This window comes from Streptomyces sp. NPDC096176, assembly GCF_044763255.1.
GTDB lineage: Bacteria > Actinomycetota > Actinomycetes > Streptomycetales > Streptomycetaceae > Streptomyces.
In genome coordinates, this window is sequence record NZ_JBIWFV010000001.1 from 233,428 (window position 1) to 258,972 (window position 25,545).

A 25,545-nucleotide genomic window follows, 5' to 3' on the forward strand; every position below is an offset into this window, starting at 1 on the left:
TGGTGCCCCCGTGGACTGGTGTGTGTCAGACGTCGAGTATTCGGCTGGCCGGCGTGAAAGAGGCGGTGCCCTCGGAGAGCTTGGCCGCTTCGAGGGCGGCGTCGACTCTGTTCTCGGCCGAGCGCATGCGGCGCAGGGTGTCCAGTTCCTGATCGGTGAAGCCGTCCCGGCTCATCCGCATCGCTGATTCGAGGACCTCGAGGATCTCCCGGATCCTTACGGCGTCCTCGGCCGCGCCCTGGTGGAGGGCCCGGTAGCCCTTGGCCGCCTCGCCCTTCCAGCCCGCTTCGATCCCGTCGACGACGGCGTCCATCCGCCGTACCTGGTTGTCCAAGTGGCGCTGCATCGCGTCGAGATCGCCGGCGAGTCTGGTCAGATCGTCGTCGGAGACGTCGAGATCGGGTTTGTCGACCACGGTTCCCCCTCCATGCGGTCGTCGAACATCCTTCGGACTCTAACAACCCCCGGCGACAGCAAGAAGGTTGCAGAACCGGAGCCCTCGTGAGGTTGATTACAGGGGCCGGCCGATCAGCATCGTCGGGGCGCCCGCCACCCGCGTCAGGAAGACCGTCGCCGCGTTTCGGCCGTGCGGCTTCACCTTGCGGCGGACCTCTTCCGGTTCCACCGCGCTGCCGCGCTTCTTCACCGTCAGGTTGCCGACCTCGCGCTCGCGCAGCAGGGCCTTCAACTTCTTCATGTTGAAGGGGAGTTCGTCGGTGATCTCGTACGCCGTCGCATACGGGGTGGGGCGCAGCTCGTCCGAGGTGACGTACGCGATCGTCTCGTCGAGCAGGCCGCCGGAGACGGTCTCCGCGACCTCCGCCACGAGGTGGGCCCGGATGACGGCGCCGTCCGGCTCGTACAGGTAGCGGCCGGCCTTGCGGACGGGCGGGTCGGGAAGGCTGCGGCCGGTCAGGGTGTGCGGGCCCGGGAGGAGGGTCGCACGGACCGTGGAGGGGGTCGTGCCGAACCAGAGCACCGCCTCCTTCACGTCGCCGCCGTCCGAGATCCACTCCGCCTCTGCGTCCTCGGGGATCGCCTCGTGCGGGATGCCGGGGGCGATCTTGAGCGCGGCGCGGGGGCGGGTGCGGGCCGCGCCGACGGCCCATGAGAGGGGCGGCGAGTACGCCTCCGGGTCGAAGATCCGGCCGCGGCCGCCACGCCGGGCGGGGTCCACGAACACCGCGTCGTAGGCGGACGTGTCGATGTCCGTGACGTCCGCGCAGCGGACCTCGATCAGGGCGGTGAGGCCGAGTACTTCCGCGTTCGCACGTGCGACTTCAGCGGTCAGCGGGTCGCGGTCCACTGCCAGAACGGAGATGCCGGCCCGGGCGAGCGCGAGCGCGTCGCCGCCGATGCCGCTGCACAGGTCAGCCACGCTGCGAACGCCGAGGGCCGCGAAGCGGTCGGCCCGGTGGGCGGCGACCGAGCGGCGGGTGGACTGTTCGACGCCGTTCGGGGTGAAGAACATCCGGCGGGCGTCCTCCTCGCCGAACTTCGCCACCGCCCGCTGGCGCAGGCGCGCCTGCCCGAGGGCCGCGGAGACCAGCTCCGCGGGGTGCTCGCGGCGCAGTCGTGTGGCGACGGCCAGTTCGTCGGCAGGTTCGTAGGAGGCCAGCGAGGCCAGCAGCGCTCCGCCCTCCTCGGTGCGCAGTGCGGAGAAGGCGGCGAGCGGATCGAGGTCGTTCACCGGGCCATTGTGGGCCAGCTGGGGGATGGTGCGCTCACGGCGGCGGTGTCGGGCCGTTGAGCGGGCCGGGCGCTGACAGGATGCGGCGGCATGCAGCTAGTAAGACAAAAAGGAAAACTCAGTGCTTATCGGGTCCGCGCGGCCCTGGCCGCGCTCATCGTCGCCGCGGTCGGTTCGGGCTGCGCCACCGAGGGGGCGCAAGTCGCCGCTCCGGCCAAGTCGCCGTCCTCGTCCCAGGCGAAGTCTCCGGCCGGCCAGGAGGCCGCACGGGGCCCCCAGGCGCAGAAGGAAGGCGCGAAAGAGGGCGCCAAGGAAGGCGCCAAGGAGCGGGCGAAGGAGGGTGGGAAGAAGGGCGCGAAAGAGGGCGGCGCCGCCGGCGTGAACTCCGCCTACGCCGAGAAGGTCAGGCGCGCCCAGAAGGCCCGCGCCGCCGCTGCGAAGAGATGGAAGCTCAAGCGGACCCCGCTCCCCGCACCCCAGCCGCCCGCCGAAAAGCCGGAGATCACCACCCGTAAGGGGTTCGAGGTGAAGGGCGGGGACGATCTGCCGCCCGTCTTCACCACCGTGCCGACGAAGGAGAAGGTCGTCTTCCTGACGATCGACGACGGCGCGGAGAAGGACCCCGAACTGCTGCGCATGATGTCCGACCTGCAAATCCCCTACAGCGCCTTCCTCACCGACTACGTCATCGACGACGACTACGGCTACTTCGAGAAGATGCAGGACCGAGGGGTGGCGCTGCACAACCACACGCTCAACCACCGTTACCTGCCCGGTCTTTCGTACTCCGCGCAGAAGCGTGAGATCTGCGGTCAGCAGGACAAGCTGGAGAAACGGTACGGGAAGCGGCCCCGGCTGATGCGCCCGCCGTACGGGAACTACAACAGGGACACGCTGCGCGTCGCCAAGAAGTGCGGGATCGAGGCCGTGCCGCTGTGGGCGGCTGAAGCCTTCCCCGACCACATGGAGTGGCGCGAGTGGGACAGGGACCTGCATCCCGGCGACATCATCCTCACTCACTTCCGCGGCAAGAACGAGTGGAAGGGCAGTATGCCGGACATGATCCGGCGGGTCGTGGACATGGTGACGAAGAAGGGCTACGCCGTGGCCAAGCTCGAGGACTATGTCTGAGCGTGGTCCGGGAGCGCCCGGCATGCGGAACCGTGGGCGCCGTCCTGGCGTTCTTCGTGTCGGGATCCGCCGAGCCGGACGCCGCCACATTGGCACTCCGCTTGACCGAGTGCTAATCACAGTCATAGTCTCGGCTCTGGCACTCACCAAGTGAGAGTGCCAACACAGCGACGGGCAGGTCCGGCACCCGCGACGACGGATCGACCTGGTCGCCACCTCAGATCAGTTAACCCCGTGAGATCTCCGAAGGGGGAGGTCGGATCGTGACGACCGCCAGCTCCAAGGTTGCCATCAAGCCGCTCGAGGACCGCATTGTGGTCCAGCCGCTCGACGCCGAGCAGACCACGGCCTCTGGCCTGGTCATTCCGGACACTGCCAAGGAGAAGCCCCAGGAGGGCGTCGTCCTGGCCGTGGGCCCGGGCCGCTTCGAGAACGGCGAGCGCCTGCCGCTCGACGTTAAGACCGGCGACATCGTGCTGTACAGCAAGTACGGCGGCACCGAAGTGAAGTACAGCGGCGAGGAGTACCTCGTCCTCTCGGCTCGCGACGTGCTCGCGATCGTCGAGAAGTAAGCACCTGCTTCACCTGTTTTGCCTTGAGCTGCGCCCCTGGCCACCCCGCTGATGCCGGGCGGCGAGGGGCGCAGTTCTTTGAACACAAATCCGAGAGGGCTGAACCGCTCCCATGGCGAAGATCCTGAAGTTCGACGAGGACGCCCGTCGCGCCCTCGAGCGCGGCGTCAACAAGCTTGCCGACACGGTCAAGGTGACGATCGGCCCCCGCGGCCGCAACGTCGTCATCGACAAGAAGTTCGGCGCTCCCACCATCACCAACGACGGTGTCACCATCGCCCGCGAGGTCGAGGTCGAGGACCCGTACGAGAACCTGGGCGCCCAGCTGGTGAAGGAGGTGGCGACCAAGACCAACGACATCGCGGGTGACGGTACGACCACCGCCACCGTGCTGGCCCAGGCGCTGGTCCGCGAGGGCCTGCGCAACGTCGCCGCCGGCGCCTCCCCGGCCGCCCTGAAGAAGGGCATCGACGCCGCCGTCAGGGCCGTCTCCGACGAACTGCTGGCGACCGCCCGCCCGATCGAGGACAAGGCCGACATCGCCGCCGTGGCCGCGCTCTCCGCGCAGGACCAGCAGGTCGGCGAGCTCATCGCCGAGGCGATGGACAAGGTCGGCAAGGACGGTGTCATCACCGTCGAGGAGTCCAACACCTTCGGTCTGGAGCTCGACTTCACCGAGGGCATGGCCTTCGACAAGGGCTACCTGTCCCCGTACATGGTGACCGACCAGGAGCGTATGGAGGCCGTCCTCGACGACCCGTACATCCTGATCCACCAGGGCAAGATCGCCTCCATCCAGGACATGCTGCCGCTGCTGGAGAAGGTCATCCAGGCGGGTGGCTCCAAGCCGCTGCTGATCATCGCCGAGGACGTCGAGGGCGAGGCCCTCTCCACCCTCGTCGTGAACAAGATCCGCGGCACCTTCAACGCGGTGGCCGTCAAGGCCCCCGGCTTCGGCGACCGCCGCAAGGCGATGCTCGGCGACATGGCCACCCTCACCGGTGCCACGGTCATCGCCGAGGAGGTCGGCCTCAAGCTCGACCAGGCCGGTCTGGACGTGCTGGGCACCGCCCGCCGCGTGACGATCACCAAGGACGACACCACCATCGTCGACGGTGGCGGCAACTCCGAGGACGTCACGGGCCGCATCAACCAGATCAAGGCCGAGATCGAGTCCACCGACTCCGACTGGGACCGCGAGAAGCTCCAGGAGCGCCTCGCGAAGCTGGCCGGCGGCGTGTGCGTGATCAAGGTCGGCGCCGCCACCGAGGTGGAGCTGAAGGAGAAGAAGCACCGTCTGGAGGACGCCATCTCCGCGACCCGCGCCGCGGTCGAGGAGGGCATCGTCTCCGGTGGCGGCTCCGCGCTCGTCCACGCCGTCAAGGTGCTCGAGGGCAACCTGGGCAAGGAGGGCGACGAGGCCACCGGTGTCGCCGTCGTCCGCCGTGCCGCCGTCGAGCCGCTGCGCTGGATCGCCGAGAACGCCGGTCTCGAGGGCTACGTCATCACCGCGAAGGTGGCCGAGCTCGAGGCGGGTCAGGGCTTCAACGCCGCGACCGGCGAATACGGCGACCTGGTCAAGGCCGGCGTCATCGACCCGGTCAAGGTGACGCGCTCCGCGCTGGAGAACGCCGCGTCCATCGCCTCCCTGCTGCTCACGACCGAGACCCTGGTCGTCGAGAAGCCGGCCGAGGACGAGGGCGACGCGGGCCACGGTCACGGCCACAGCCACTGACGCATCGCGTCACGAAAGGCCCCCGTTCCCGCGTTCTGCGCGGGGGCGGGGGCTTTCCCGTGTACGCCCGCAGCGGCGGGGGACCGGGGTGGTCACATCGCGCCGAGCTGTCGCATCAGGCGCATCAGATCCATCTGCCACCAGCCTTCCTTGATCTTCCCGCTGTCGAAGCGGAAGACGGTGGTCCCGGTCATGACGCACTGCTCGCCGGTGGCCGGAATGCCCTGGAACTCCCCCTTGTGCTTCCCGATCCAGGTCCACATCAGCACCACGTCGTCGCCCTCCGCCACTTGGCGGTCGAGCTCGAAGGTGAAGTCGAAGGCGCTGCGCCACTTGGCGACGTCGCGGCGGATGACGTCGCTGCCGGTCTCGCTCTCCTGCTCATTGGCAATGTCGTGGTCGACGTAGTCGGCGGCGAACACCTCGTCGATGGCGTCCAGATTTCCTCCGACGGCTATCTCGTGGAAGAAACGCCGCGCGGTCGCCGCGTTCAGCTGCTCCTCACGGACCACGTCCAGGTCGGTGAAGGAGGGCATGCCGTCGCAGAGGGACACCATCTCCTGGAACATCCTGTCGGTCTCCGGGAGGTGGGAGTTCTTCATCGCGTCCTCGTACGAGTCGAACTCCACTATGTCCACGTAGTGGTTGCTCGCGGAACGGTCCCTGCCGGTCACCGCGTGGCCGGTGGTCCGCTTGCCCTTGGTCTGCTCGACCCACTTGTCCATGGCGGCATTCATGCCGTCGAAGTCCGCGGTCTTGTAGTCGATGATCTGCACGAATTTCATGGCGCCTCCCGGCGATCGACGGTACGCCACCATTTTATGAGAAATGCGGCATTTGTTCGATCAGGCCGATTTTTCCAGGTCCGTCGGCCGCACGGGATCGGCGAAGGGCAGACCGGCCGCGAACCGCTCGAGCTCGTCCAGCGCCCGGTCGGCCAGCCGGTGCAGCTCGCCGCCGAGCGAACCGGCGATGTGCGGGGTGAGCAGCACGTTCGGCAGGTCGTACAGCGGCGAACCGGCGGGGGGCACTTCGGGCTCCGTGACATCCAGTACGGCGTCCAGGCGCCCGGCGATCAGCTCCGGGAGCAGGGCGTCCTCGTCGACGAGCGAGCCACGCGAGGTGTTGATCAGGGTCGTTCCGTCGGCCATCAGGGCCAGCTGCCGGGCGCCGATCATATGGCGGGTGGCCGGTACCTGCGGAGCGTGCACGGTGACGATGTCGGCGCGGGCGCAGAGGTCGTCGAGACCTGTGCGTTCGACACCGAGCACGGCCGCCTCGGCGTCGTCCACATACGGGTCGTGGAGCAGGATCCGCAGGTCGAACGGGCGCAGCAGCTCGATCACGCGCCGGCCGATGCGGGAGGCGCCGATCACGCCGACCGTACGGCGGTAGTTGCCCGCGCCGTCGAACTCCGCGTGCCAGTCGTGAGCCGCGCGCAGACGCGCGTACCGCCGGGCCGTGGGCAGCACCCGTTTGCCCGCGAAGAGCACGGCGGCAAGGGTGAACTCCGCGACGGGCAGAGCGTTGGCGGCCGCCACCGAGGTCACGGTGATGCCGCGGTCCCAGCAGGCCTGCGTGATGTGGTGCTTGACGGATCCGGCGGCGTGGACCACGGCGCGCAGCCGTGGTGCGGACGCCAGGACCTCCGCGGTGAGCTCCGGAGCGCCCCAGCAGGTCAGCAGGACGTCGGCCCCGGCGAGCGCGGCAGCCGCATCCGGTGCCGGGGCGGCCAGGTCGTGGGCGACCAGCCGCGGGTCGGTGCGGAAGAGCGCGGCGAGACGCGCGCGGTGCCGGTCGGCGAGGAGCCGGTCGGCGACGCCGGGGCCCATCGCGAGCAGCAGCGAGAGGCGACGGTCAGGGGCCTGGTGCATCGGGAACTCCCTCTACTGCGGACCGTACTTGCGTTCGGCCTGCTGCGGACGGTACCTGCGGTCGGCCTACTGCGGACCGTATTTGCGCCCTGCTCGCGAACTGACGCCCCCCAGCAGACCGCGCGGCGCCAGCTTCACCACGCCCATCAGCGCCTTGTACCGCGGATCGGGGATGGAGAGCGACTTCCCCTTCGCCAGGTCCGCAAGAGCCGACGCCACCAGCTTGTCGGCGTCCAGCCACATCCAGCCCGGGATGTTGTCCGTACCCATCCCGGCCCTCTGGTGGAACTCGGTCCGGACGAAACCGGGGCACAGCGCCATCAGGCGTACGCCCGACCCCGCGAGGTCACGGGCCACGCCCTGGGTGAACTGCACGACCCAGGACTTCGACGCCCCGTAGGTGCCACGCGGCATGAACGCGGCGACCGATGCCACGTTGACCACGCCGCCCCGGCCGCGCTCGCGCATCGACTCCGCCGCTGCCGATGTCAGCCGCAGCACCGCCTCGCAGTGCACCTTCAGCATCGTCAGCTCGTCGGCCATGGAGACTTCCAGGAAGCGTCCCTTGTTCCCGAAACCCGCGTTGTTGACCAGCAGGTCGACGGGGTGTGTGCGGTCGGCGAGCCGTGTCTCGAGCGCCGCGATCCCGTCCTCCTCGGACAGATCCGCGGTCAGCACCTCCGCCTCGATGCCGTGTCGGTCGTGCAACTCGGTGGCCTGTTCCTGCAGCCGCTTGGTGTCGCGGGCCACCAGCACGAGGTTGTGGCCATCGGCCGCCAGCCGCCGTGCGAAGGCGGCGCCGATGCCCGCGGTCGCTCCCGTGATCAGTGCAGTTGTCATAGGCGCACGTTAATGCCCCCGTGTGAGGGCGCCGTACGCACCGTCCCCGCCCGCTGCCCCTTCTCGAGGAGGTCGTGCCGCTGGGCACGAAGACGGTGTCCTTGGCGCCGCGCAGCTCCTGCGGCGGCCGTCGACCGCGAGCACCCTGAACTGCTCTTCGTGCACAGGGAAGTTGTGCGGCACTCCGTCCTGGTTGCGTACGGTCCACGTCTCCGCCGCGCCGCGGGTGACCGTCTCGTCGATCCGGTCCATGGTCATCGGCCTGCCGTTGATCCCGGACATCCGCAGGCCGAAGAATCGCGTCCACGCCGAGTCCGAGCCGCCCGGGAGCTCGAGTTCGCCGAGCGTCGCGGGGATCTGCGGGGAAGGGGCGTCTCTTCAGCCCGGTTCTGGACTCCTTCTCGCCTGCCCGCATCGTCAGGTCGAAGACGCGCGTGCCGTCGCCGGCCACCCTCGAGCCGGCGAGCGGCGGCACGGCCGGTTCCCGTATGAACTCGGCACCGGCCGTGGATGCTTCGGCGTCCGAGGAGAGCCAGAGCGCTTCGCGCCGAGAGTGAGGGCGAAGGTGACGGCGAGGGCGGCGAGAGTGACGAGGGCGCGCTTGTGGCGAGACATGCCCTCGGCGTCATCGGCCGCCGTCCCCGGCGCCATCGGGGGCGGCCCCAGTCGTCCCCGATCCGGCCGCCCCGGTGACTCGGGGGCCTTCCTTATGGCGTCTTGGGCTCGCAGGCCCTCTCGGGCTCGGCAGGCCCGTACGTGGCGATGTACTCGCGGGCGTTCTTCAGCAGTTCGGCGTGGAGCGCCTCGCCGGCGGCGAGCACCTGCGGCAGCAGCGCGCGCTCGGTCGTCTCGGCTCGGAACGCCATCGCCACCGTGACCTCGTGGTCCGGCCGGTGCACGACCTTCACCGGGTCGCCCGCGCGGATCTCGCCCGGTTCGATCACCCGCAGATAGGCGCCGGAGGCGCCGTTCTGCGTGAAGCGTCGGACCCAGCCCTTCTCGCCGAGCCAGCCCGCGAACACCCGGCACGGAATGCGGCCGCAGGTCACCTCGAGCACCAGCGAATCCCCGATGCGCCAGCGCTCACCGACCCTCGCGCCGGTGACGTCGACCCCGCTCGTCGTGAGGTTCTCCCCGAACGTGCCGTTGGCGAGCGGGCGGCCCAACTCCCGTTCCCAGGCGTCGAGATCCTCGCGTGCGAAGGCGTACACGGCTTGGTCCGTGCCGCCGTGGTGGCGCAGGTCGCAGACCGCGTCACCGGACAGTCCGCTTCCGCCCTCGCCCTTGGGGCCGGGGTCGGCCACCTGGACGGGCCCCTCCACCGGACGCTTGTCGATCCCGGTCGTGCCGCTCCGCGCATCGGTGTATTCGACGGCCTTGGGTCGACCCACGTTCACGGTCAGAAGCTTCATGCCCGGAACGCTAACCGAGCGCACCTCAAAGCGACCACCCAATAATCACAGCCGCCCCCAAGTGTCCCTTATGCTGGACGCCGTGATCGAAGCCCGCCACCTCCGCGTCCTGCGTGCCGTCGCCGCCACCGGCTCGTTCTCCGCGGCCGCCCGTGAACTGGGCTGCACCCAGCCGGCCGTCAGTCAGCAGATGAAGGCGCTCGAGAGCTCCGCGGGCACGCCGCTGCTGATCCGTACCGGCCGGGAGATGCGCCTGACCCAGGCCGGCGAGGCGCTCGTACGGCACGCGTCCGGCATCCTCGCCGGGCTGACGGCGGCCGAGGAGGAGGTTGCGGCCATCGCGGGGCTGAGGGCCGGGCGGGTCCGCCTGGTGTCGTTCCCCAGCGGCAGTTCCACGCTGGTGCCGACCGCCCTCGCGGCGCTGCGCGCCGCACACCCGGGCACCCGCGTCTCCCTGGTCGACGCCGAGCCGCCGCGCTCGGTCGAGATGCTGCGTGAGGGCGACTGCGACGTGGCGCTGGCGTTCCGCTACGGCACACCCGGCGCCGAGGCGGAATGGGACGACCTGGTCGTCCGGCCCCTGCTCACCGACCGGCTCGTGGGTCTGGTGCCCGAGGGCCATCGACTCGCGGCGTCGGACGCCGTCGCGATCGCCGACCTGGCGGAGGAGTCGTGGATCGCGGGCTGCCCGCGCTGCCGCCGGCAACTCGTGGACGTCTGCGAGGAGGCGGGCTTCAGCCCGCGCATCGACTTCGCGACCGACGACTACCCGGCAGTGGTCGGCCTGGTCGGTGCGGGTCTCGGCGTGGCCGTGCTGCCGGAGCTGGCACTGGAGTCGGTGCTGCCCAAGGGGGCTCGTGCGGTGGCGGTGGAGCCGGCCGTCCACCGAGAGATCGTCGCGCTCACGCTTCCCGACCTGGCGCACGTCCCGGCGGTCGCGGCGACGCTGACCCAGCTCTCCCGCGCGGCTGCCCGCTGACGGGTGCCCGGCCGGCCCGCCGCTGACGGGGAACCGGCCGGCCTTCCGGCGACGCGGGCGCCCGCGGCCGTCAAAGGCCCCCGGCCGTAAGGGACCGGGGGCCGAAGCAGGTACGCATCATGGGTCCGCCGGGCAGAAGGGCGCAGGGATAGCGCAGGAACGTTTCTTCCGTGAGCACTCTTGGTATGCGGGTCAGTTCCCCACCGCGCCACCCGCGCTGGTGGCAGGGATCAGCCGATGACGTGCCCGCCCCATGAGCTCCTCGCGCTCGTCCTCCGTCAGTCCGCCCCAGACGCCGTAGGGCTCTCGCACGGCCAGTGCATGCGCCGCGCACTCCGCCCGTACCGGGCACCGCATGCAGACCTCCTTCGCCGAGTTCTCACGCGCGCTGCGTGCCGCCCCTCGTTCGCCTTCCGGGTGGAAGAAGAGCGAGCTGTCGACCCCACGGCATGCCGCGAGGAGCTGCCAGTCCCACAGATCGGCGTTGGGTCCGGGAAGGCGAGAGAAATCTGCCATGGCGCATATCCCCTTGAAACCGTGGTGGGTGGATACAGGACCAGGTCGGAAACAGACGGGGCGCCGACCGGACGAGCGCCGGATCCGGCACCACGCTCCGTGCCAACGACCGTACATCTGCTGTGTAAGTAGATGTAAATATGACTCATTGCGAATCTAGCCACAGACACCGGGAAAAGGGAAGAAAAGCCGCTGAATGGGGCAGAAGGTGCTCGTGAAGGGCCCGAGCGCTCTGCCTGTGATCCGCCAAACCTTCGCGCCGTTCCCGTGGCACCCTTGCGCCCCGCCAGATGGGTGATCACGCAGACCAGATGAGCCCCTCACGCAGCGTGCTGAAGAGCTCCGTCCGACCCGTAACTCTTTCGAGTGACCGTCGTTGAGAGGGCGGAGGCGGTTGAAAGAACAAGCTCTCGGGCACATGTCCGACAGCGTTCAACCGCACAGGTGAAGAAACGTACCCAGCCTGGAGGCTCAAGGTGACGCGCATCAGCTGCGGAGGGCGGCCATGACATCCGTCCTCGTATGCGACGACTCCCCGCTTGCCCGAGAGGCGCTCCGCCGCGCGGTCGCGACCGTGCCCGGTGTCGAGCGCGTGACGACCGCGGCCAACGGCGAGGAAGTCCTCCGCCGCTGGGGTGCGGATCGTTCGGATCTGATTCTGATGGACGTACGCATGCCCGGCCTGGGCGGCGTCGAGACCGTGCGCCGGCTGCTCTCCGCCGACCCCGGCGCCCGGATCATCATGTTGACCGTCGCCGAGGACCTCGACGGCGTCGCTCTTGCGGTCGCCGCCGGCGCCCGCGGCTATCTGCACAAGGACGCCTCGCGCGCCGAGCTGCGGGCGACCGTCACCCAGGCGCTCGCCGACCCCACCTGGCGGCTCGCGCCGCGCAGGCTCCGCTCGGCGGAGATGGGCGCCGCGCCGACGCTCACCGCGCGTGAGATCCAGGTCCTCGAAGGCATGAGCCACGGCCGGTCCAACGCGGAGATCGGGCGGGAGCTGTTCCTCTCCGAGGACACGGTGAAGACGCACGCCAGGCGGCTGTTCAAGAAGCTCGGCGCGTCGGACCGGGCTCATGCGGTGGCGCTCGGATTCCGCTGGGGTCTGGTCCGCTGAAGGCGGTGAGAACGAAGCGGCACGGGGGTGACGGATGCCCGAGGGCATCCGTTTCCCGCGCGATGCCGCATCCTTGAGGTGTGGAGTTCCTCGGGGACAAGTCGGTCGAGCGGGAGGGGAGGGCGCAGGAGATGAGTTCCGGCGCACCTGCTCATAACGCTTCGGTGCACAACAAGGGACGCGGTGCCACGGGTGACCGGCGGCCAGGGCACCATGGACCGATGCGCGACGACGAGGCGGTGACCGCCCAGGGTGCCATCGGTGCGCTTGTTCACCGTGCCGTCGACGGCGACGAGCAGGCGACGCACGACCTGCTGGCGCACGTCCATCCGCTCGCGCTGCGTTTCTGCCGCTCGCGGCTGAACCGGCTACCGGGCGACGCGCGTCACTTCGTCGAGGACCTCGCCCAGGAGGTCTGCGTCGCGGTGCTGATGGCGCTGCCGCGCTACAAGGACACCGGACGGCCCTTCGAGGCCTTCGTGTTCGCGATCGCCTCCCACAAGGTCGCCGATCTCCAGCGGGCGGCCATGCGCCATCCCGGATCGACGGCCGTGCCGTCGGACGAGATGCCCGAGCGGCCGGACGACTCGCTCGGACCGGAGGAGCGGGCGCTGCTCAGCGACGACGCGGAGTGGGCCAAGAAACTGCTCGCCAATCTGCCGGAGAACCAGCGGGAGCTGCTGGTGCTCAGGGTCGCCGTCGGGCTCACCGCTGAGGAGACCGGTCAGATGCTGGGGATGTCGCCGGGAGCGGTGCGCGTCGCACAGCACCGTGCTCTCAGCAGGCTGCGGGCGCTGGCCGAGCAGTGAACCGGGTGCCGGTCGCGTACGTATGACCATCGTGCGAAGGTACAAAGCTACTCATCGATCTTGATCGTGGAATGAGACGGCCGATCGGGCCGTTAGCATGGACATCCGCAGGGATCAAGGCCATTTGGGGAAGGTGTCATGACCAACGTCGACGGAGTGCCCGAGAAATTCGCGACACTCGGGCTGACCTACGACGATGTGCTGCTGTTGCCGGGTGCGTCGGAAGTACTTCCGAACGCGGTCGACACCTCGTCCCGTGTTTCCAGGAACGTACGGGTGAACATCCCGCTGCTCTCGGCGGCGATGGACAAGGTCACCGAGTCCCGCATGGCGATCGCGATGGCGCGCCAGGGCGGCGTGGGCGTGCTGCATCGCAATCTGTCCATCGAGGACCAGGTCAATCAGGTCGACCTGGTCAAGCGGTCCGAGTCCGGCATGGTCACGGACCCGATCACGGTCCACCCCGATGCCACGCTCGCCGAGGCCGACGCCCTGTGCGCCAAGTTCCGCATCAGCGGTGTGCCGGTGACCGATGCCGCGGGCAAGCTGCTCGGGATCGTCACCAACCGTGACATGGCCTTCGAGTCGGTCCGCACGCGACAGGTGCGCGAGGTCATGACCCCGATGCCGCTGGTCACGGGCAAGGTCGGCATCTCCGGCGTGGACGCCATGGAGCTGCTGCGCCGACACAAGATCGAGAAGCTTCCGCTGGTCGACGACGCGGGCATTCTCAAGGGCCTCATCACCGTCAAGGACTTCGTCAAGGCCGAGCAGTACCCGAACGCGGCGAAGGACGGCGAGGGCCGTCTGCTCGTCGGTGCCGCCGTCGGTGCGAGCCCGGAGGCGCTGGAGCGGGCCCAGGCGCTGGCCGGTGCGGGCGTCGACTTCCTGATCGTCGACACCTCGCACGGGCACAACAGCAACGCCCTCAACTGGATGGCGAAGATCAAGTCGAGTGTGGGCGTCGATGTCATCGGCGGCAACGTGGCGACGCGTGACGGCGCCCAGGCCCTGATCGACGCGGGTGTGGACGGCGTCAAGGTCGGCGTCGGACCCGGCTCCATCTGCACCACCCGCGTGGTCGCCGGCATCGGCGTCCCGCAGGTCACCGCCATCTACGAGGCGGCGCTGGCATGCCGCGAGGCGGGCGTCCCGGTGATCGGCGACGGCGGCCTGCAGTACTCCGGAGACATCGGCAAGGCGCTCGCCGCCGGGGCCGACACGGTCATGCTGGGCAGCCTTCTCGCGGGTTGCGAGGAGTCCCCGGGCGAGCTGCTCTTCATCAACGGCAAGCAGTTCAAGTCGTACCGCGGTATGGGCTCGCTCGGCGCGATGCAGTCCCGCGGCCAGGGCCGTTCGTACTCCAAGGACCGCTACTTCCAGGCCGAGGTGGCCTCCGACGACAAGCTCGTCCCGGAGGGCATCGAGGGCCAGGTGCCCTACCGCGGTCCGCTCTCGGCCGTGCTGCACCAGCTGGTCGGCGGCCTGCGCCAGACCATGGGCTATGTCGGGGCGGCCTCCGTCGACGAGATGGAGAGCAAGGGCCGCTTCGTGCGCATCACCTCGGCGGGCCTCAAGGAGAGCCACCCGCACGACATCCAGATGACGGTCGAGGCGCCGAACTACAGCAGGAAGTAGTCCATACGTCCAGGGGCGGTCCCGGGGTTGCCGGGACCGCCCCTCACGTGTGCGTCGGGGATACTGGTAGGGCCTCTCAAGGGCGCAGTCGTAAAGGGAAAGGCCACACATCGTGACTGAGATCGAGATCGGGCGCGGCAAGCGCGGCCGCCGGGCGTACGCGTTCGATGACATCGCCGTCGTACCGAGCCGGCGTACGCGGGACCCGAAGGAGGTCTCGATCGCCTGGCAGATCGACGCCTACCGCTTCGAGCTGCCGTTCCTGGCCGCTCCGATGGACTCCGTGGTCTCCCCGCAGACCGCCATCCGCATCGGCGAGATGGGCGGCCTCGGCGTGCTGAACCTCGAGGGCCTGTGGACCCGCTACGAGGATCCGCAGCCGCTGCTCGACGAGATCGCCGAGATGGAGGAGGCGAGCGCCACCCGCCGGCTCCAGGAGATCTACGCGGCTCCCATCAAGGAGGAGCTGATCGGGCAGCGCATCAAGGAGGTGCGCGACTCCGGTGTCGTCACCGCCGCCGCGCTCTCGCCGCAGCGCACCGCGCAGTTCTCGAAGGCCGTCGTCGACGCGGGCGTCGACATCTTCGTCATCCGCGGCACGACCGTCTCCGCCGAGCACGTCTCCGGCGCCGCAGAGCCGCTGAACCTCAAGCAGTTCATCTACGAGCTCGACGTGCCGGTCATCGTGGGCGGCTGCGCCACCTACACCGCGGCCCTGCACCTGATGCGCACCGGCGCCGCGGGCGTGCTGGTCGGCTTCGGCGGCGGCGCCGCGCACACCACCCGCAACGTGCTGGGCATCCAGGTGCCGATGGCGACCGCCGTCGCGGACGTCGCCGCTGCCCGCCGCGACTACATGGACGAGTCCGGCGGCCGGTACGTCCACGTCATCGCCGACGGCGGCGTCGGCTGGTCCGGCGACCTGCCGAAGGCGATCGCCTGCGGCGCCGACGCGGTGATGATCGGCTCCCCGCTGGCCCGCGCGACCGACGCGCCGGGCAAGGGGCACCACTGGGGCATGGAGGCCGTCCACGAGGACGTGCCGCGCGGCAAGCTGGTGGATCTCGGCATCGTCGGCACCACCGAGGAGGTCCTCACCGGTCCGTCGCACAGCCCCGACGGTTCGATGAACTTCTTCGGCGCGCTGCGCCGGGCGATGGCGACGACGGGCTACAGCGAGCTCAAGGAGTTCCAGCGCGTCGAGGTGACGGTGGCGGACTCGCAGCACAGCCGCTGACGACGTCGCGCGCGGGTGGACCGCGCGCAAGGGAAGGGCCCAGCACCCCAGGTGCCGGGCCCTTCCCTTTCTGCCGCGCGCGTCAGGAGTTGGCCTTCTTGGCGCCGGCGAACGCGGTGACCGCGGCGATGGCGAGGAAGACGTACGTCATACCGTCCGCCGCTTCCTTCCACACGTCCGTCAGGTCGCCGAAGTGCTGGAAGAAGATCTCACCGAACGAGCCGCCCATGTCGCTGAGGATCATCGCGATACCGACCAGCTGGCCGAGGTACACGGCGCCGATGCCGAGGACGGCGCTGATGACCGGCAGGACCGGGTTCCGGCCGCCGACCTTTGCTGCGGCGAAGCCGATGAGGAAGCCGACACCGATGGCCGCGTAGCCGATCTCGCGCTCTATGGAACCGGCGATGGCGCCGTACACGCCGGCGCTGACCAGGGCTGCGACGACGGCGGCGAGGACGCCGAGGCCGACGTTGTTGCGCACCGGCGCGGGCGGCGGGGCAGGCGCGTACTGGTCCCCGCCGGCGAACGGGTTGCCGGACGGCGGCGTGACGGGCTGGCTCATGGTGAATGTCCCCCTGGGAATCGAGCGCCTCGCACGAGCGTGCGGGCGGCGGTCCCGGAGACTAGCAGTCCGGTCGGACGGAGCGACATTCGGTTATGCGACCGTTGCGCAGGCCGCTGCGGCCTCCTGAAAGGGGCTCAGAGGCGGTGTGCCGCGCCGGCCGGGGTCGCTCCCCTTGTATCGAGCAGGAGTTGGGCCTTGACCGCCAGGCCCTGGAGGTCGTACGTGCGGTGGTGCTGCACCAGCACCGTCAGGTCCGCGGCGGCGGCGGCCTCGTAGAGCGACTCGGCGCGCGGGACCGGGACTTGGTCCACGCGCCAGTCGGGGACGTAGGGGTCGTGGTAGCTGACGGACGCGCCCAGGTCCGTCAGGCGGCGGGCGAGCTCTGTGGCCGGGGAGCCCTGGAGGTCGGCGAGGTCCGGCTTGTAGGTGACGCCCAAGAGCAGCACGCGGGCGCCCCGGGCCGACTTGCCGTGCTCGTTGAGGAGGGTGGCGCAGCGCCGGACCACGTACTGGGGCATGCGCGTGTTGATCTCCTGGGCGAGGCCGACCATGCGCAGGGGGCGGCCGGGGGCGTGTCCGGGATCCATGGGGACGCCGTGGCCGCCGACTCCGGGGCCGGGGCGGAAGGCCTGGAAGCCGAAGGGCTTGGTCTCCGCGCAGCGGATGACGTCCCACAGGTCGACGCCCAAGTCGTGGCAGAGCACCGACATCTCGTTGACCAGGGCGATGTTGACGTGCCGGAAGTTCGTCTCCAGGACCTTGACGGTCTCGGCCTCGCGCAGTCCGCGCGCGCGGACCACCTTGTCGGTGAGGCGGGCGTAGAACGCGGCGGCGGATTCCGTGCACGCGGGGGTGAGGCCACCGATGACCTTGGGGATGTTGGCGTACCCGTGCGTGCGGCGGCCGGGATCGGTACGGCTGGGGGAGTACGCCAGGTGGAAGTCCCGGCCGGCGCGCAACCCGGAGCCCTCCTCGAGCAGCGGGCGCAGGAAGTCCTCGGTGGTGCCGGGTTCGACGGCCGACTCCAGCAGGACCGTGGTGTGGGGACGCAGGCGGGACGCGAGAGCACGCGCGGCGTCGGCGAGCGGGGTCAGGTCCGGCGTGCCGTCCGCGCCGGGCGGGGTGGGGGCGCAGATGACCGCCGTGCGTACCCGGCCGAGCTCGGCAGGGTCGGTGACGGTGCGGAAGCCGCCGGAGAGCATGCGCCGGATGTCGGCGGGTGTCACTCCCGCGGCGGGCTCCGCGAGCTGGCGCGGGTCGGGGTCGTAGCCGATGGTTTCGATGCCGGAGGCCACGGCGGCCTGGGCGAGCGGCAGACCGAGGTGTCCGAGTCCGATGACGGCGAGATCTGCGGGCATGGCGGTGGCCGTCCTTCCCATAGCCGAAGGGGACAGAGGACGCAAGCCCTGTGGGCGGAGCGGGCAGGCGCAATGTCAGACTAGGCGTAAATATGAACGTTATGTCGCATTGTGGGCTTGTGGTCGACCGAGTGTTATCCACAGGCAGTGGCTGAAGTCGGCGAGTGCGGACAGAATCGACAGGGTGAGTTCGATGTTGTGAGACCGACCGCAGGGGACACACGGGGGCGACGGGAGGCAACGGTGAGGACAGCGACACTGGGACCCGAAGAGCGCGCGGAGGCGCTCGCCGGGATGGCCGAGCGTGAATTGGACGTGCTCGTGGTGGGCGCCGGCGTCGTCGGAGCGGGTACCGCGCTCGACGCGGCGACCCGCGGCCTGTCGACCGGCCTGGTCGAGGCGCGTGACTGGGCGTCGGGCACGTCGAGCAGGTCCAGCAAGCTCATCCACGGCGGACTGCGGTATCTGGAGATGCTCGACTTCGGCCTGGTCAGAGAAGCCCTCAAGGAGCGCGGACTGCTGCTGGAGAGGCTGGCCCCGCATCTGGTCAAGCCGGTGCCGTTCCTCTACCCGCTGAAGCACAAGGGCTGGGAGCGGTTGTACGCGGGCTCGGGCGTCGCGCTGTACGACGCGATGTCGGTGTCCTCCGGCCACGGGCGCGGGCTGCCCGTCCACCGCCACCTCTCGCGGCGGCGGGCGCTGCAGGTGGCGCCCGCGCTGAAGAAGGACGCCCTCGTCGGCGCCCTGCAGTACTACGACGCCCAAATGGACGACGCCCGGTATGTGACGACCCTGGTGCGGACGGCCGCGAGCTACGGTGCACAAGTGGCCAGCCGCGCCCGGGTGGTCGGTTTCCTCCGGGAGGGCGAGAGGGTCGTCGGCGTCCGGGTGCTCGATGTCGAAGCAGGCGGTGAGTACGAGGTCCGGGCCCGCCAGGTCGTCAACGCCACAGGGGTGTGGACGGACGACACCCAGGCGCTCGTCGGGGAGCGCGGACAGTTCCATGTACGGGCGTCGAAGGGCATCCACCTTGTGGTGCCCAAGGACCGCATCCACTCCTCGACCGGGCTGATCCTGCGGACCGAGAAGTCCGTGCTGTTCGTCATTCCCTGGGGCCGGCACTGGATCGTCGGCACGACGGACACCGGCTGGGACCTCGACAAGGCGCACCCCGCCGCCTCCAGCGCCGACATCGACTACCTGCTGGAGCACGTCAATTCGGTGCTCGCCGTGCCGCTGACCCGGGACGACGTCCAGGGTGTGTACGCGGGACTGAGGCCGCTGCTCGCCGGCGAGTCGGACGCGACGAGCAAGCTGTCGCGGGAACACACGGTGGCGCACACGGTGCCGGGGCTCGTGGTCGTGGCCGGCGGGAAGTACACGACGTACCGAGTGATGGCGAAGGACGCCGTGGACACGGCGGTGCACGGCCTCGACCAGCGGGTGGCCGAGTGCGTCACGGAGGACGTCCCCCTGCTCGGTGCGGAGGGCTACCGCGCCCTGTGGAACGCCAGGGCACGGATCGCGGCGCGCACGGGCCTTCATGTGGTGCGCGTCGAGCACCTGCTGAACCGCTACGGGGCGATGACCGAAGAACTGCTCGACCTCATCGCGGGCGACCCGTCGCTCGGCGAGCCGATCGGCGGCGCGGACGATTATCTGCGGGCCGAAATCGTCTACGCCGCGTCGCACGAGGGCGCCCGTCACCTCGACGACGTGCTCACACGGCGCACCCGCATCTCGATCGAGACATTCGACCGGGGGACGCGCAGCGCCCGGGAGTGCGCCGAGTTGATGGCTCCGGTGCTCGGCTGGGAGAAGGCCCAGATCGAGAAGGAGATCGAGCACTACGAGAAGCGGGTGGAGGCGGAGCGCGAGTCGCAGCGGCAGCCGGACGACTTGACCGCGGACGCGGCGCGGCTGGGGGCCCCTGAGATCGTGCCGCTCTGATCGCTCCCGCCCTTTGGCCTTCGCGGCAGGGGCGGTGGCCCGGCTGCGTCGAACCCTGATGCGGTGCAAGCCGGTCTGGAGTGGGGGCTGTTGACGGGAGTGGACACGCCCCCGACCAGCGCGGGGGTGGGCTTCACGACGAGTAGTGGCATGGTGGGTGCCACGTCGGTGTGTGCCTCGGTGCTCCACTGGGTGGACCCGGGCGCCATACCGGTCCCGGAGTGAGAGACAATGGGCGCTCTGCCAGGGCGGGTTACCGCATCGCGCGGAAAGCGGCAGGCGCGGGCGAAGATCAGGGATCGCAGAGGGGACGCATGTCGGAGGCTGAGCAGTCGCGGGAGCCCCAGCGGGGGGCCGGCTTCACCGGCGAGGGTGCGGGCTCTGCCGCGGGCGCGGCGGACTCGAAGTCCGCCGATGCCGACGTGGCCCCCGAGGCCGTGGGCGAGGACGCTCACGCCGGCGACGACAAGGACACCAAGAGCGCGGCCGGCGTGGACGCCGAAGCCGACGACGCCACGGGCGTCCCCACGAAGACGCAGGACAGCGGCACGACGCTGGACAACGGCGCGACGCAGGACGCGGCCGACTCCAAGGGCGCCCAGGCGCCGGCCGGAGCCGTGGGCCGGAAGTCCGCCGACGCCGCCGGGAGCGTGGATTCCGCCGAGGACGCGGAGGCCGAAGGCCCGGCAGCGGCAGGCGTGAAGAGCGGTGACGCCGGTGCTGCGGGCGAGGCAGGGGCGGCCGCCCCTGCCGAGAAGCCCGCGGCAGGCGCCAAGGGTGCGAGGGACGCCAAGGGCGCGGCGGGTGCTGCAGGCGTCAAGGGTGCGACGGACGACAAGGGCGCGGCCGGCCCTGCAGAGCAGGGCATCAAGGCCGGGGCAGCCGGGGCGGACTCCGGATCGGTGGACCGGGCCGGTGCGAAGGCCGGTGAGGATGCGAAGTCATCGAGCGCCGCGGGCTCCGGGTCCTTTGGCGCGACGGCCCGCAAGGGCGGCGTCGCGGGACCCACCGAAGGGCGGCTGCTCGCCGGGCGCTACCGGCTCGGCGGCGTCCTCGGACGCGGCGGCATGGGCACCGTGTGGCGTGCCGTCGACGAGACGCTCGGCCGCACAGTCGCCGTCAAGGAGCTGCGCTTCCCCAACAGCATCGACGAGGACGAGAAGCGCCGACTCATCACGCGCACCCTCCGCGAGGCCAAGGCCATTGCCCGTATCCGCAACAACAGCGCCGTGACCGTCTACGACGTCGTGGACGAGGACGACCGCCCGTGGATCGTCATGGAGCTCGTCGAGGGCAAGTCCCTTGCCGAGGTGGTGCGCGAGGACGGCACGCTCACGCCGCGCCGGGCCGCCGAGGTCGGCCTGGCGATCCTCGACGTGCTGCGCTCCGCGCACCGCGAGGGCATCCTGCACCGCGACGTGAAGCCGTCCAACGTGCTCATCGGCCGTGACGGTCGCGTCGTGCTCACCGACTTCGGCATCGCTCAGGTCGAGGGCGACCCCTCGATCACGTCGACCGGCATGCTCGTCGGCGCACCGTCGTACATCTCGCCCGAGCGGGCCCGCGGCAACAAGCCGGGTCCGGCCGCCGACCTCTGGTCCCTCGGCGGCCTGCTCTACGCGAGCGTCGAGGGCTGCCCGCCGTACGACAAGGGGTCGGCGATCGCGACGCTGACCGCCGTGATGACCGAGCCGGTCGACCCGCCCAAGAACGCGGGCCCGCTGGAGGAGGTCATCTACGGCCTGCTCGCCAAGGATCCGGCCCAGCGGCTCGACGACGCCGGTGCACGTGCCCTGCTCACGCAGGTGGTGAACGCGCCGGAGCCGGCCGCGGAGCCCGAGCCGTCGCCGGAGGCGACCCGGGTCATAAGGCTTCCTTCCGTGCCACCCGTGCCGCCTGCGGCACCGGCGCGTCAGAAGGACCCGGCCGCCGACCGGGTGCGCGGCGCGCTGCGTTCCGTGCGCAACGCGGCCGCTGCGGCGAAGGCGGAGCCGAAGCCGGCGCCCGCTCCTGACAGCTCCACCCGGCGGACCGCTCCGGTGCGGGCGCCGCTCACCGACGTGGTGCCCCGGCGCACGCTCGTCATCATCGCGGTCGTCGCCGCGCTGGCCGTGCTGTCCACCGTCCTCGTCCTCGCCCTCGGTGGCGGTGACGATGCGGGCAACCAGGGCAAGGGCGACAAGGCCGCTTCGGCAGGCGCCACCGCCGGCGGTGGCGAGGGCAAGGCCACCGGCGGCGCCGGCAGCGACGCGAGCCCGGACAGCGGTGACGACCCCGGCAAGGACCAGGGCAAGGACGACGGCAAGGACGACCAGGGCGGCAGCACCGGCACCCTGGGCGAACAGCCGTCCGGGAAGCCCAAGGGCGACGACGCCGGTGGGGCCACCCTTCCGGCCGGCTACGTGATGGTCTCCAACGACCGCTGGCACTTCACCATGGCGATGCCCAAGGACTTCAAGCTCACGGGCGTGGCGGGCCAGAACTCGGGCGGGAAGTTCAGCGTCGACGGCGGAGTCCCGCGTGTGCAGGTCGACTTCAACAACAGACCCAAGGACGACGCGGCGGCGGCGTGGTCGGCGGCCGTCGCCGGGGTGAGCGCCACGAGCAACGGCTACAAGCACCTCGGGATAGAGACGGTCGAGTACAACGGCTATCCGACCGTCGCCGACTGGCAGTTCGAGCGCAACGAGAACGGCCAGCGGGTACGTATCCTCAACAGGGGCTTCAAGGTCGACGCCAAGCGCGGCTACTCGATCATGATCACGTGCAAGGCGAGCGAGTGGCGCAGCGCGGAGTGCGAGACGCTGCGCAAGACGGCGTTCGCCACGTTCAGCCCCAAGGACTGACCAAGGACACGTATCGTGAGAACTCGCGGACGGTACGGAGCCGCAAGGTGCCGTTGAGCGACCGGATTTGACGGCTTCCCGTGTCATTCGGGGACCGGCCGGGGGACAGCGCGCTTGTGGGGAGGCGTCGTGGACGACTATGCGGGAAGGGTGCTCGCCGACCGCTACCGCCTGCCGTTGCCGCCGTCCGACGAGTTCGAACTGGCGGAGACCCGCGCCTTCGACACCTACAGCGGGCACGAAGTGCTGGTGCGGCAGGTGCCGTTGCCGGAGATCGTGGAAGCCGAGGTGCTCGATGCCGACGACCTCGTCGGCGCCGCGGTGCCCCATCGGGCCCAGGGCCGCAGAGGCGGCACGACACGGCGGCCCACCGATCCGGCGGTGCGCCGCGCCGTCGAGGCGGCGCAGGCGGCCGCGCAGATCCCCGACCATCCGCGGCTGGACCAGGTCTTCGACGTCTTTGCGGAGGACGGTTCGCTCTGGATAGTGAGTGAACGGGTCGCGGCCCGGCCGCTCGCGGCGCTCCTCGCGGAGAAGCCACTCAGCCCCTACCGGGCGGCCGAGATCGCCTCCGACGTCCTCACCGCCCTACGCGTCCTGCATGCGCACGGCTGGACGCACCGGAACATCACCGTGCGTACGGTGCTCGTCTGCGAGGACGGGCGGGTGGTGCTCACCGGCCTGGCGTCGGGTGCGGCGGAGGAGGCGCTGTGCGGGTACGCGCCCGTGCCAGAGCCGGATCCGGAGACGGAGCCGGGGGCCGAGGCGGAACCGTTCCACCCCGACCGCGGCCCCGCTGAGGGGCCGCCTCACGTCGACGACCAGCCCTCCCGGCCGGAGCTGCCCCGGCAGGCAGGCGGCGCGCCTGATGTGCGCGCCGCGCGCGCCGGGGCGATCGCGGCCTACCGCGCGGGCGCGCGGGCGGGGGCGCGGGTCAACGAGGACCGGTCGCACGACGACGGCACCGAGCACGACGACCGTCCGGTGCAGAGCGGCCTCGATCCCGACTGGTGGGCCCACCGGCCGGAGGAGAGGCGGGGCGGGCTGCTCGGGCTCGGGGAGGGCCGCGAGGAGGACGGTGACGCGGACTTCGGCGCGCTGGGCTTCGACGGCCTCGCCGACGACACCGAGGACTTCGGCCGCGGCGGCCGGGGCGGCGGTGACGCGTATGCGGGCGGTCGGGACGGCGACGCTGGGTTCGGCGGGGACGCGTACGCCGACGACCGGGACGGCGGGTCCGGGTTCGGCGGTGACGCTTACGCCGGGGGCCGGTACGTCGACGACCGGGACGGTGAGGGGTACGGGGTGCGCCGGTACGGCGAGAGCCCCGTCGAGGACGACGAGTACGACGACCACACCGATCGCGAGGGCCCGCAGGGCGGGCACGGCCGGGCACGGCTCGCCGGGACCTGGCACGACGCGCCCTTCGCCGGTCGCGAAGGCCCCGGTTCACTGCCCGTCGGTGGCGGTGGCGGTGCCGGACCTCGTGGCATCGTCGCGCGCCCGCCGCTCCCGGGTGCCCGCAGCCACGACCCGTATCGCGACGACCCCTACGGCGTGCGCCGGGCGGAGACCGGCCGTGGCCGTGCGGCCCCTTCCGCTTTGCCCGTCGCCCGCGCCGACAGCGGTCCCGGCGGCACCGGCAGCGGGCCCTCGGGCGGCCGCCGCCCCGCGCTGCCTCCGGCCCGCACGGGGGGTACCGCGGGCAGCAGTTGGGACCGCGGCGGCGACGCCCTGCGCGCCGATGCCCAGCGCCGTCCCGTGGAGGCGGCCGGCAACGCGGCGACCGGCCGTTGGGAGGAGGTCGTCGCGGACGGCAGAGCCCCCGCCTACCGGGGCCCGGCCACACCGCTGGCCGCCGAGCGCGCACGCCAGGCGCGGATCACCGTCGTCGGCGCCGTGACGGAGCGGTGGGCGCCCGAGCAGGCCGGCCCGGTCCACGAGAACTGGCAACTGGCCGCGCCCGTCGGCCCGGCGACCGATCTGTGGGCTCTGGGCGCGCTGCTCTACCGTGCCGTGCAGGGGCACGCTCCCTATCCGGAGGAGAGTGCCGCCGAGCTGGTCCAGCTCGTGTGCGCGGAGCCGCCCGCGTTCGCCGAGGAGTGCGGCCCGCTGCGCCCCGTCGTCGAGTCGCTTCTGCGTCAGGACCCCACCGAGCGCCCGGACTTCGAGGAGCTGCGCGGTTGGCTGCGTTCCCTCGTGCGTTCGGCGCCCGAGCCCGAGGCCGGTATGGACGTCGTGCCGCTGCCGGCCGGTGTGGTCGACGGTTCGCGGCTGCCGATCGTGCGCCGCAGGGGCGAACTCGTGCGCCGGCGCCGCGGGGGCGTGTCGGACGCGGCTCACGGGCGGCACCGCCACAAGAAGGCCAAGGGCAGGGAGCGGGACAGAGCCGTGGTCGCCCCGCCCAGGGAGGCCGACCGGCGGACGGCCCGCCAGGCGCCGCGGCAGTCGTTCGAGCACTCGTACGAGGAGTCGTACGAGACGTCGTACAGGCCGCAGCGCTCGTACGGCGACGAGAGGCGTAAGCCGCGCTCGCTCGGCCGCACGCTCCTGGTGCTGATCCTGCTCGCGCTGGTGGCCGCCATCGCCTATGCGGTGCTGTTCATGCCGAAGGCAGACGACCAACAGGGGGCGCGGGAAGGCGGCAACGCGGGCGCGCAGCATACGGAGTCGGGACCGAGTCCGGGTCGTACCGGCGGCGGTCAGGCCCCGGATCCGGCGCCCAGCGGCACGCCGGGATCCCAGCAGCCGCAGACCTCCGCCCCGGCCGGCGACCTGCCGGAGGGCTATGCGCTCCGCAAGGACCCGGAGGGTTTCCAGGTTGTCGTCGACAAGGCCTGGCAGCGCCGGCCGATCAACGATGCCGGTCAAGTCCGCTACACGGGAGACGACTTCACTCTCATCATCGTGCCGGGTCGGGACACGGTGCAGGCCAACGGCGACGATCCGCTGGCCTATCAGCGCGACAAGGAGCCGGAGCTCCAGCCCTTCCGTGACTCGTCGTGGGCCACGGCGAGCGGACTGCGCCGGATCGACGTCGGCCGTCAGTCCATGGCCGAGGGGCAGTTCACCTGGCAGGACAGCAACGGCCGTGATGTGTATGTGCGCAACCTCGCGCTCGCCGTCGACGGCGCTTACCACGTCGTCCAGGTGATCGGGCCGGAAGCGCAGCGTGACAAAGTGACCGAGGTCTTCGAGCAGGCCACGGCCAGTTACCGCGCCACCCGCTGAGTGCGCGGCCGCGCACGGAACGCGCATCACAGTGCGGTCACT

21 protein-coding genes are annotated in these 25,545 nt (G+C 70.8%); 11 read left to right on the forward strand and 10 right to left on the reverse strand.

Going from position 1 to position 25,545, the window contains the following annotated elements; translation table 11 throughout:
* Positions 1-25: 25 nt before the first annotated feature.
* On the reverse strand, positions 26-415 hold the full coding sequence (locus ACIQ7Q_RS01255) for a WXG100 family type VII secretion target (RefSeq protein ID WP_403854989.1): 390 nt from the start codon (positions 413-415) through the stop codon (positions 26-28).
* Between the two features lie 96 nt (positions 416-511).
* On the reverse strand, positions 512-1,690 hold the full coding sequence (locus ACIQ7Q_RS01260; RefSeq protein ID WP_403854991.1) for an SAM-dependent methyltransferase: 1,179 nt from the start codon (positions 1,688-1,690) through the stop codon (positions 512-514).
* 90 nt (positions 1,691-1,780) lie between these two features.
* On the opposite strand from ACIQ7Q_RS01260, the gene ACIQ7Q_RS01265 reads away from it, so the two are divergent.
* From ACIQ7Q_RS01265 to groL, 3 genes are all read left to right on the forward strand, one after another.
* Positions 1,781-2,821 carry a polysaccharide deacetylase family protein gene (locus ACIQ7Q_RS01265; RefSeq protein ID WP_403854993.1) on the forward strand — a complete coding sequence of 347 codons (1,041 nt, stop codon included), beginning with the start codon at positions 1,781-1,783 and terminating at the stop codon, positions 2,819-2,821.
* 263 nt (positions 2,822-3,084) lie between these two features.
* Positions 3,085-3,393, forward strand: a complete 309-nt coding sequence (gene groES / locus ACIQ7Q_RS01270) for a co-chaperone GroES (protein WP_005313390.1) — start codon at positions 3,085-3,087, stop codon at positions 3,391-3,393.
* Positions 3,394-3,505: 112 nt separating this feature from the next.
* Complete coding sequence (gene groL / locus ACIQ7Q_RS01275; RefSeq protein WP_403854995.1) at positions 3,506-5,128, forward strand: chaperonin GroEL; 1,623 nt, start codon at positions 3,506-3,508, stop codon at positions 5,126-5,128.
* Positions 5,129-5,220: 92 nt separating this feature from the next.
* On the opposite strand, the gene ACIQ7Q_RS01280 is transcribed toward groL, so the two are convergent.
* The 5 genes from ACIQ7Q_RS01280 to ACIQ7Q_RS01300 all read right to left on the reverse strand — a co-directional run bounded on the left by ACIQ7Q_RS01280 (position 5,221) and on the right by ACIQ7Q_RS01300 (position 9,254).
* Positions 5,221-5,913, reverse strand: coding sequence for an ester cyclase (locus tag ACIQ7Q_RS01280; protein ID WP_403854997.1), 693 nt, complete (start codon positions 5,911-5,913; stop codon positions 5,221-5,223).
* Between the two features lie 60 nt (positions 5,914-5,973).
* The gene (locus ACIQ7Q_RS01285; protein ID WP_403854999.1) at positions 5,974-7,002 is read right to left on the reverse strand and encodes a hydroxyacid dehydrogenase; all 1,029 of its coding nucleotides are present in this window, start codon (positions 7,000-7,002) and stop codon (positions 5,974-5,976) included.
* Positions 7,003-7,068: 66 nt separating this feature from the next.
* Positions 7,069-7,842 (reverse strand): SDR family NAD(P)-dependent oxidoreductase, encoded by a 774-nt coding sequence (locus ACIQ7Q_RS01290; RefSeq protein WP_403855001.1) that lies wholly within the window; start codon positions 7,840-7,842, stop codon positions 7,069-7,071.
* Positions 7,843-7,851: 9 nt separating this feature from the next.
* The gene (locus ACIQ7Q_RS01295) at positions 7,852-8,124 is read right to left on the reverse strand and encodes a multicopper oxidase domain-containing protein (RefSeq protein ID WP_403855003.1); all 273 of its coding nucleotides are present in this window, start codon (positions 8,122-8,124) and stop codon (positions 7,852-7,854) included.
* A 425-nt stretch (positions 8,125-8,549) separates the two neighbouring features.
* Positions 8,550-9,254, reverse strand: a complete 705-nt coding sequence (locus tag ACIQ7Q_RS01300) for an MOSC domain-containing protein (protein ID WP_403855005.1) — start codon at positions 9,252-9,254, stop codon at positions 8,550-8,552.
* A gap of 82 nt (positions 9,255-9,336) precedes the next feature.
* Between ACIQ7Q_RS01300 and ACIQ7Q_RS01305 the strand changes: the two genes are divergently transcribed.
* Positions 9,337-10,233 carry a LysR family transcriptional regulator gene (locus ACIQ7Q_RS01305; RefSeq protein ID WP_403855007.1) on the forward strand — a complete coding sequence of 299 codons (897 nt, stop codon included), beginning with the start codon at positions 9,337-9,339 and terminating at the stop codon, positions 10,231-10,233.
* A gap of 192 nt (positions 10,234-10,425) precedes the next feature.
* Here the strand turns inward: ACIQ7Q_RS01305 and ACIQ7Q_RS01310 are convergent, their stop codons facing one another.
* The gene (locus ACIQ7Q_RS01310; RefSeq protein WP_356637911.1) at positions 10,426-10,749 is read right to left on the reverse strand and encodes a WhiB family transcriptional regulator; all 324 of its coding nucleotides are present in this window, start codon (positions 10,747-10,749) and stop codon (positions 10,426-10,428) included.
* A 505-nt stretch (positions 10,750-11,254) separates the two neighbouring features.
* On the opposite strand from ACIQ7Q_RS01310, the gene ACIQ7Q_RS01315 reads away from it, so the two are divergent.
* The 4 genes from ACIQ7Q_RS01315 (at position 11,255) to ACIQ7Q_RS01330 (ending at position 15,550) form a co-directional block, all read left to right on the forward strand.
* The gene (locus ACIQ7Q_RS01315; RefSeq protein WP_003948568.1) at positions 11,255-11,866 is read left to right on the forward strand and encodes a response regulator transcription factor; all 612 of its coding nucleotides are present in this window, start codon (positions 11,255-11,257) and stop codon (positions 11,864-11,866) included.
* A gap of 221 nt (positions 11,867-12,087) precedes the next feature.
* A complete protein-coding gene (locus tag ACIQ7Q_RS01320; RefSeq protein ID WP_356637910.1) occupies positions 12,088-12,675 on the forward strand; it encodes a sigma-70 family RNA polymerase sigma factor in 588 nt (195 codons plus the stop codon).
* A 138-nt stretch (positions 12,676-12,813) separates the two neighbouring features.
* The gene (guaB, locus tag ACIQ7Q_RS01325) at positions 12,814-14,313 is read left to right on the forward strand and encodes an IMP dehydrogenase (RefSeq protein ID WP_403855010.1); all 1,500 of its coding nucleotides are present in this window, start codon (positions 12,814-12,816) and stop codon (positions 14,311-14,313) included.
* Positions 14,314-14,425: 112 nt separating this feature from the next.
* Positions 14,426-15,550, forward strand: coding sequence for a GuaB3 family IMP dehydrogenase-related protein (locus tag ACIQ7Q_RS01330; RefSeq protein ID WP_403855012.1), 1,125 nt, complete (start codon positions 14,426-14,428; stop codon positions 15,548-15,550).
* Between the two features lie 82 nt (positions 15,551-15,632).
* On the opposite strand, the gene ACIQ7Q_RS01335 is transcribed toward ACIQ7Q_RS01330, so the two are convergent.
* Both ACIQ7Q_RS01335 and ACIQ7Q_RS01340 read right to left on the reverse strand, forming a co-directional pair.
* Entirely contained in the window at positions 15,633-16,115 is a 483-nt protein-coding gene (locus tag ACIQ7Q_RS01335) for a hypothetical protein (RefSeq protein WP_403855014.1), read from the reverse strand.
* Between the two features lie 137 nt (positions 16,116-16,252).
* Positions 16,253-17,476 carry a nucleotide sugar dehydrogenase gene (locus ACIQ7Q_RS01340; RefSeq protein ID WP_403855016.1) on the reverse strand — a complete coding sequence of 408 codons (1,224 nt, stop codon included), beginning with the start codon at positions 17,474-17,476 and terminating at the stop codon, positions 16,253-16,255.
* A 243-nt stretch (positions 17,477-17,719) separates the two neighbouring features.
* Between ACIQ7Q_RS01340 and ACIQ7Q_RS01345 the strand changes: the two genes are divergently transcribed.
* The 3 genes from ACIQ7Q_RS01345 to ACIQ7Q_RS01355 all read left to right on the forward strand — a co-directional run bounded on the left by ACIQ7Q_RS01345 (position 17,720) and on the right by ACIQ7Q_RS01355 (position 25,503).
* A complete protein-coding gene (locus ACIQ7Q_RS01345; protein ID WP_403855018.1) occupies positions 17,720-19,426 on the forward strand; it encodes a glycerol-3-phosphate dehydrogenase/oxidase in 1,707 nt (568 codons plus the stop codon).
* A gap of 314 nt (positions 19,427-19,740) precedes the next feature.
* On the forward strand, positions 19,741-22,272 hold the full coding sequence (locus ACIQ7Q_RS01350) for a serine/threonine-protein kinase (RefSeq protein WP_403855020.1): 2,532 nt from the start codon (positions 19,741-19,743) through the stop codon (positions 22,270-22,272).
* Between the two features lie 129 nt (positions 22,273-22,401).
* Positions 22,402-25,503: a protein kinase gene (locus ACIQ7Q_RS01355; RefSeq protein WP_403855022.1), complete on the forward strand. Its 3,102-nt coding sequence runs from the start codon at positions 22,402-22,404 to the stop codon at positions 25,501-25,503.
* Positions 25,504-25,545 lie beyond the last annotated feature (42 nt).

Excerpts from the sequence above, each read along its gene's own strand:
- ACIQ7Q_RS01265 (WP_403854993.1), top strand. The coding sequence starts at position 1,781 with ATGCAGCTAGTAAGACAAAAAGGAAAACTCAGTGCTTATCGGGTCCGC.
- groL (WP_403854995.1), top strand. The coding sequence starts at position 3,506 with ATGGCGAAGATCCTGAAGTTCGACGAGGACGCCCGTCGCGCCCTCGAG.
- ACIQ7Q_RS01280 (WP_403854997.1), bottom strand. The coding sequence starts at position 5,913 with ATGAAATTCGTGCAGATCATCGACTACAAGACCGCGGACTTCGACGGC.
- ACIQ7Q_RS01285 (WP_403854999.1), bottom strand. The coding sequence starts at position 7,002 with ATGCACCAGGCCCCTGACCGTCGCCTCTCGCTGCTGCTCGCGATGGGC.
- ACIQ7Q_RS01290 (WP_403855001.1), bottom strand. The coding sequence starts at position 7,842 with ATGACAACTGCACTGATCACGGGAGCGACCGCGGGCATCGGCGCCGCC.
- ACIQ7Q_RS01295 (WP_403855003.1), bottom strand. The coding sequence starts at position 8,124 with ATGTCCGGGATCAACGGCAGGCCGATGACCATGGACCGGATCGACGAG.
- ACIQ7Q_RS01300 (WP_403855005.1), bottom strand. The coding sequence starts at position 9,254 with ATGAAGCTTCTGACCGTGAACGTGGGTCGACCCAAGGCCGTCGAATAC.
- ACIQ7Q_RS01310 (WP_356637911.1), bottom strand. The coding sequence starts at position 10,749 with ATGGCAGATTTCTCTCGCCTTCCCGGACCCAACGCCGATCTGTGGGAC.
- ACIQ7Q_RS01315 (WP_003948568.1), top strand. The coding sequence starts at position 11,255 with ATGACATCCGTCCTCGTATGCGACGACTCCCCGCTTGCCCGAGAGGCG.
- ACIQ7Q_RS01320 (WP_356637910.1), top strand. The coding sequence starts at position 12,088 with ATGCGCGACGACGAGGCGGTGACCGCCCAGGGTGCCATCGGTGCGCTT.
- guaB (WP_403855010.1), top strand. The coding sequence starts at position 12,814 with ATGACCAACGTCGACGGAGTGCCCGAGAAATTCGCGACACTCGGGCTG.
- ACIQ7Q_RS01335 (WP_403855014.1), bottom strand. The coding sequence starts at position 16,115 with ATGAGCCAGCCCGTCACGCCGCCGTCCGGCAACCCGTTCGCCGGCGGG.
- ACIQ7Q_RS01340 (WP_403855016.1), bottom strand. The coding sequence starts at position 17,476 with ATGCCCGCAGATCTCGCCGTCATCGGACTCGGACACCTCGGTCTGCCG.
- ACIQ7Q_RS01350 (WP_403855020.1), top strand. The coding sequence starts at position 19,741 with ATGTCGGAGGCTGAGCAGTCGCGGGAGCCCCAGCGGGGGGCCGGCTTC.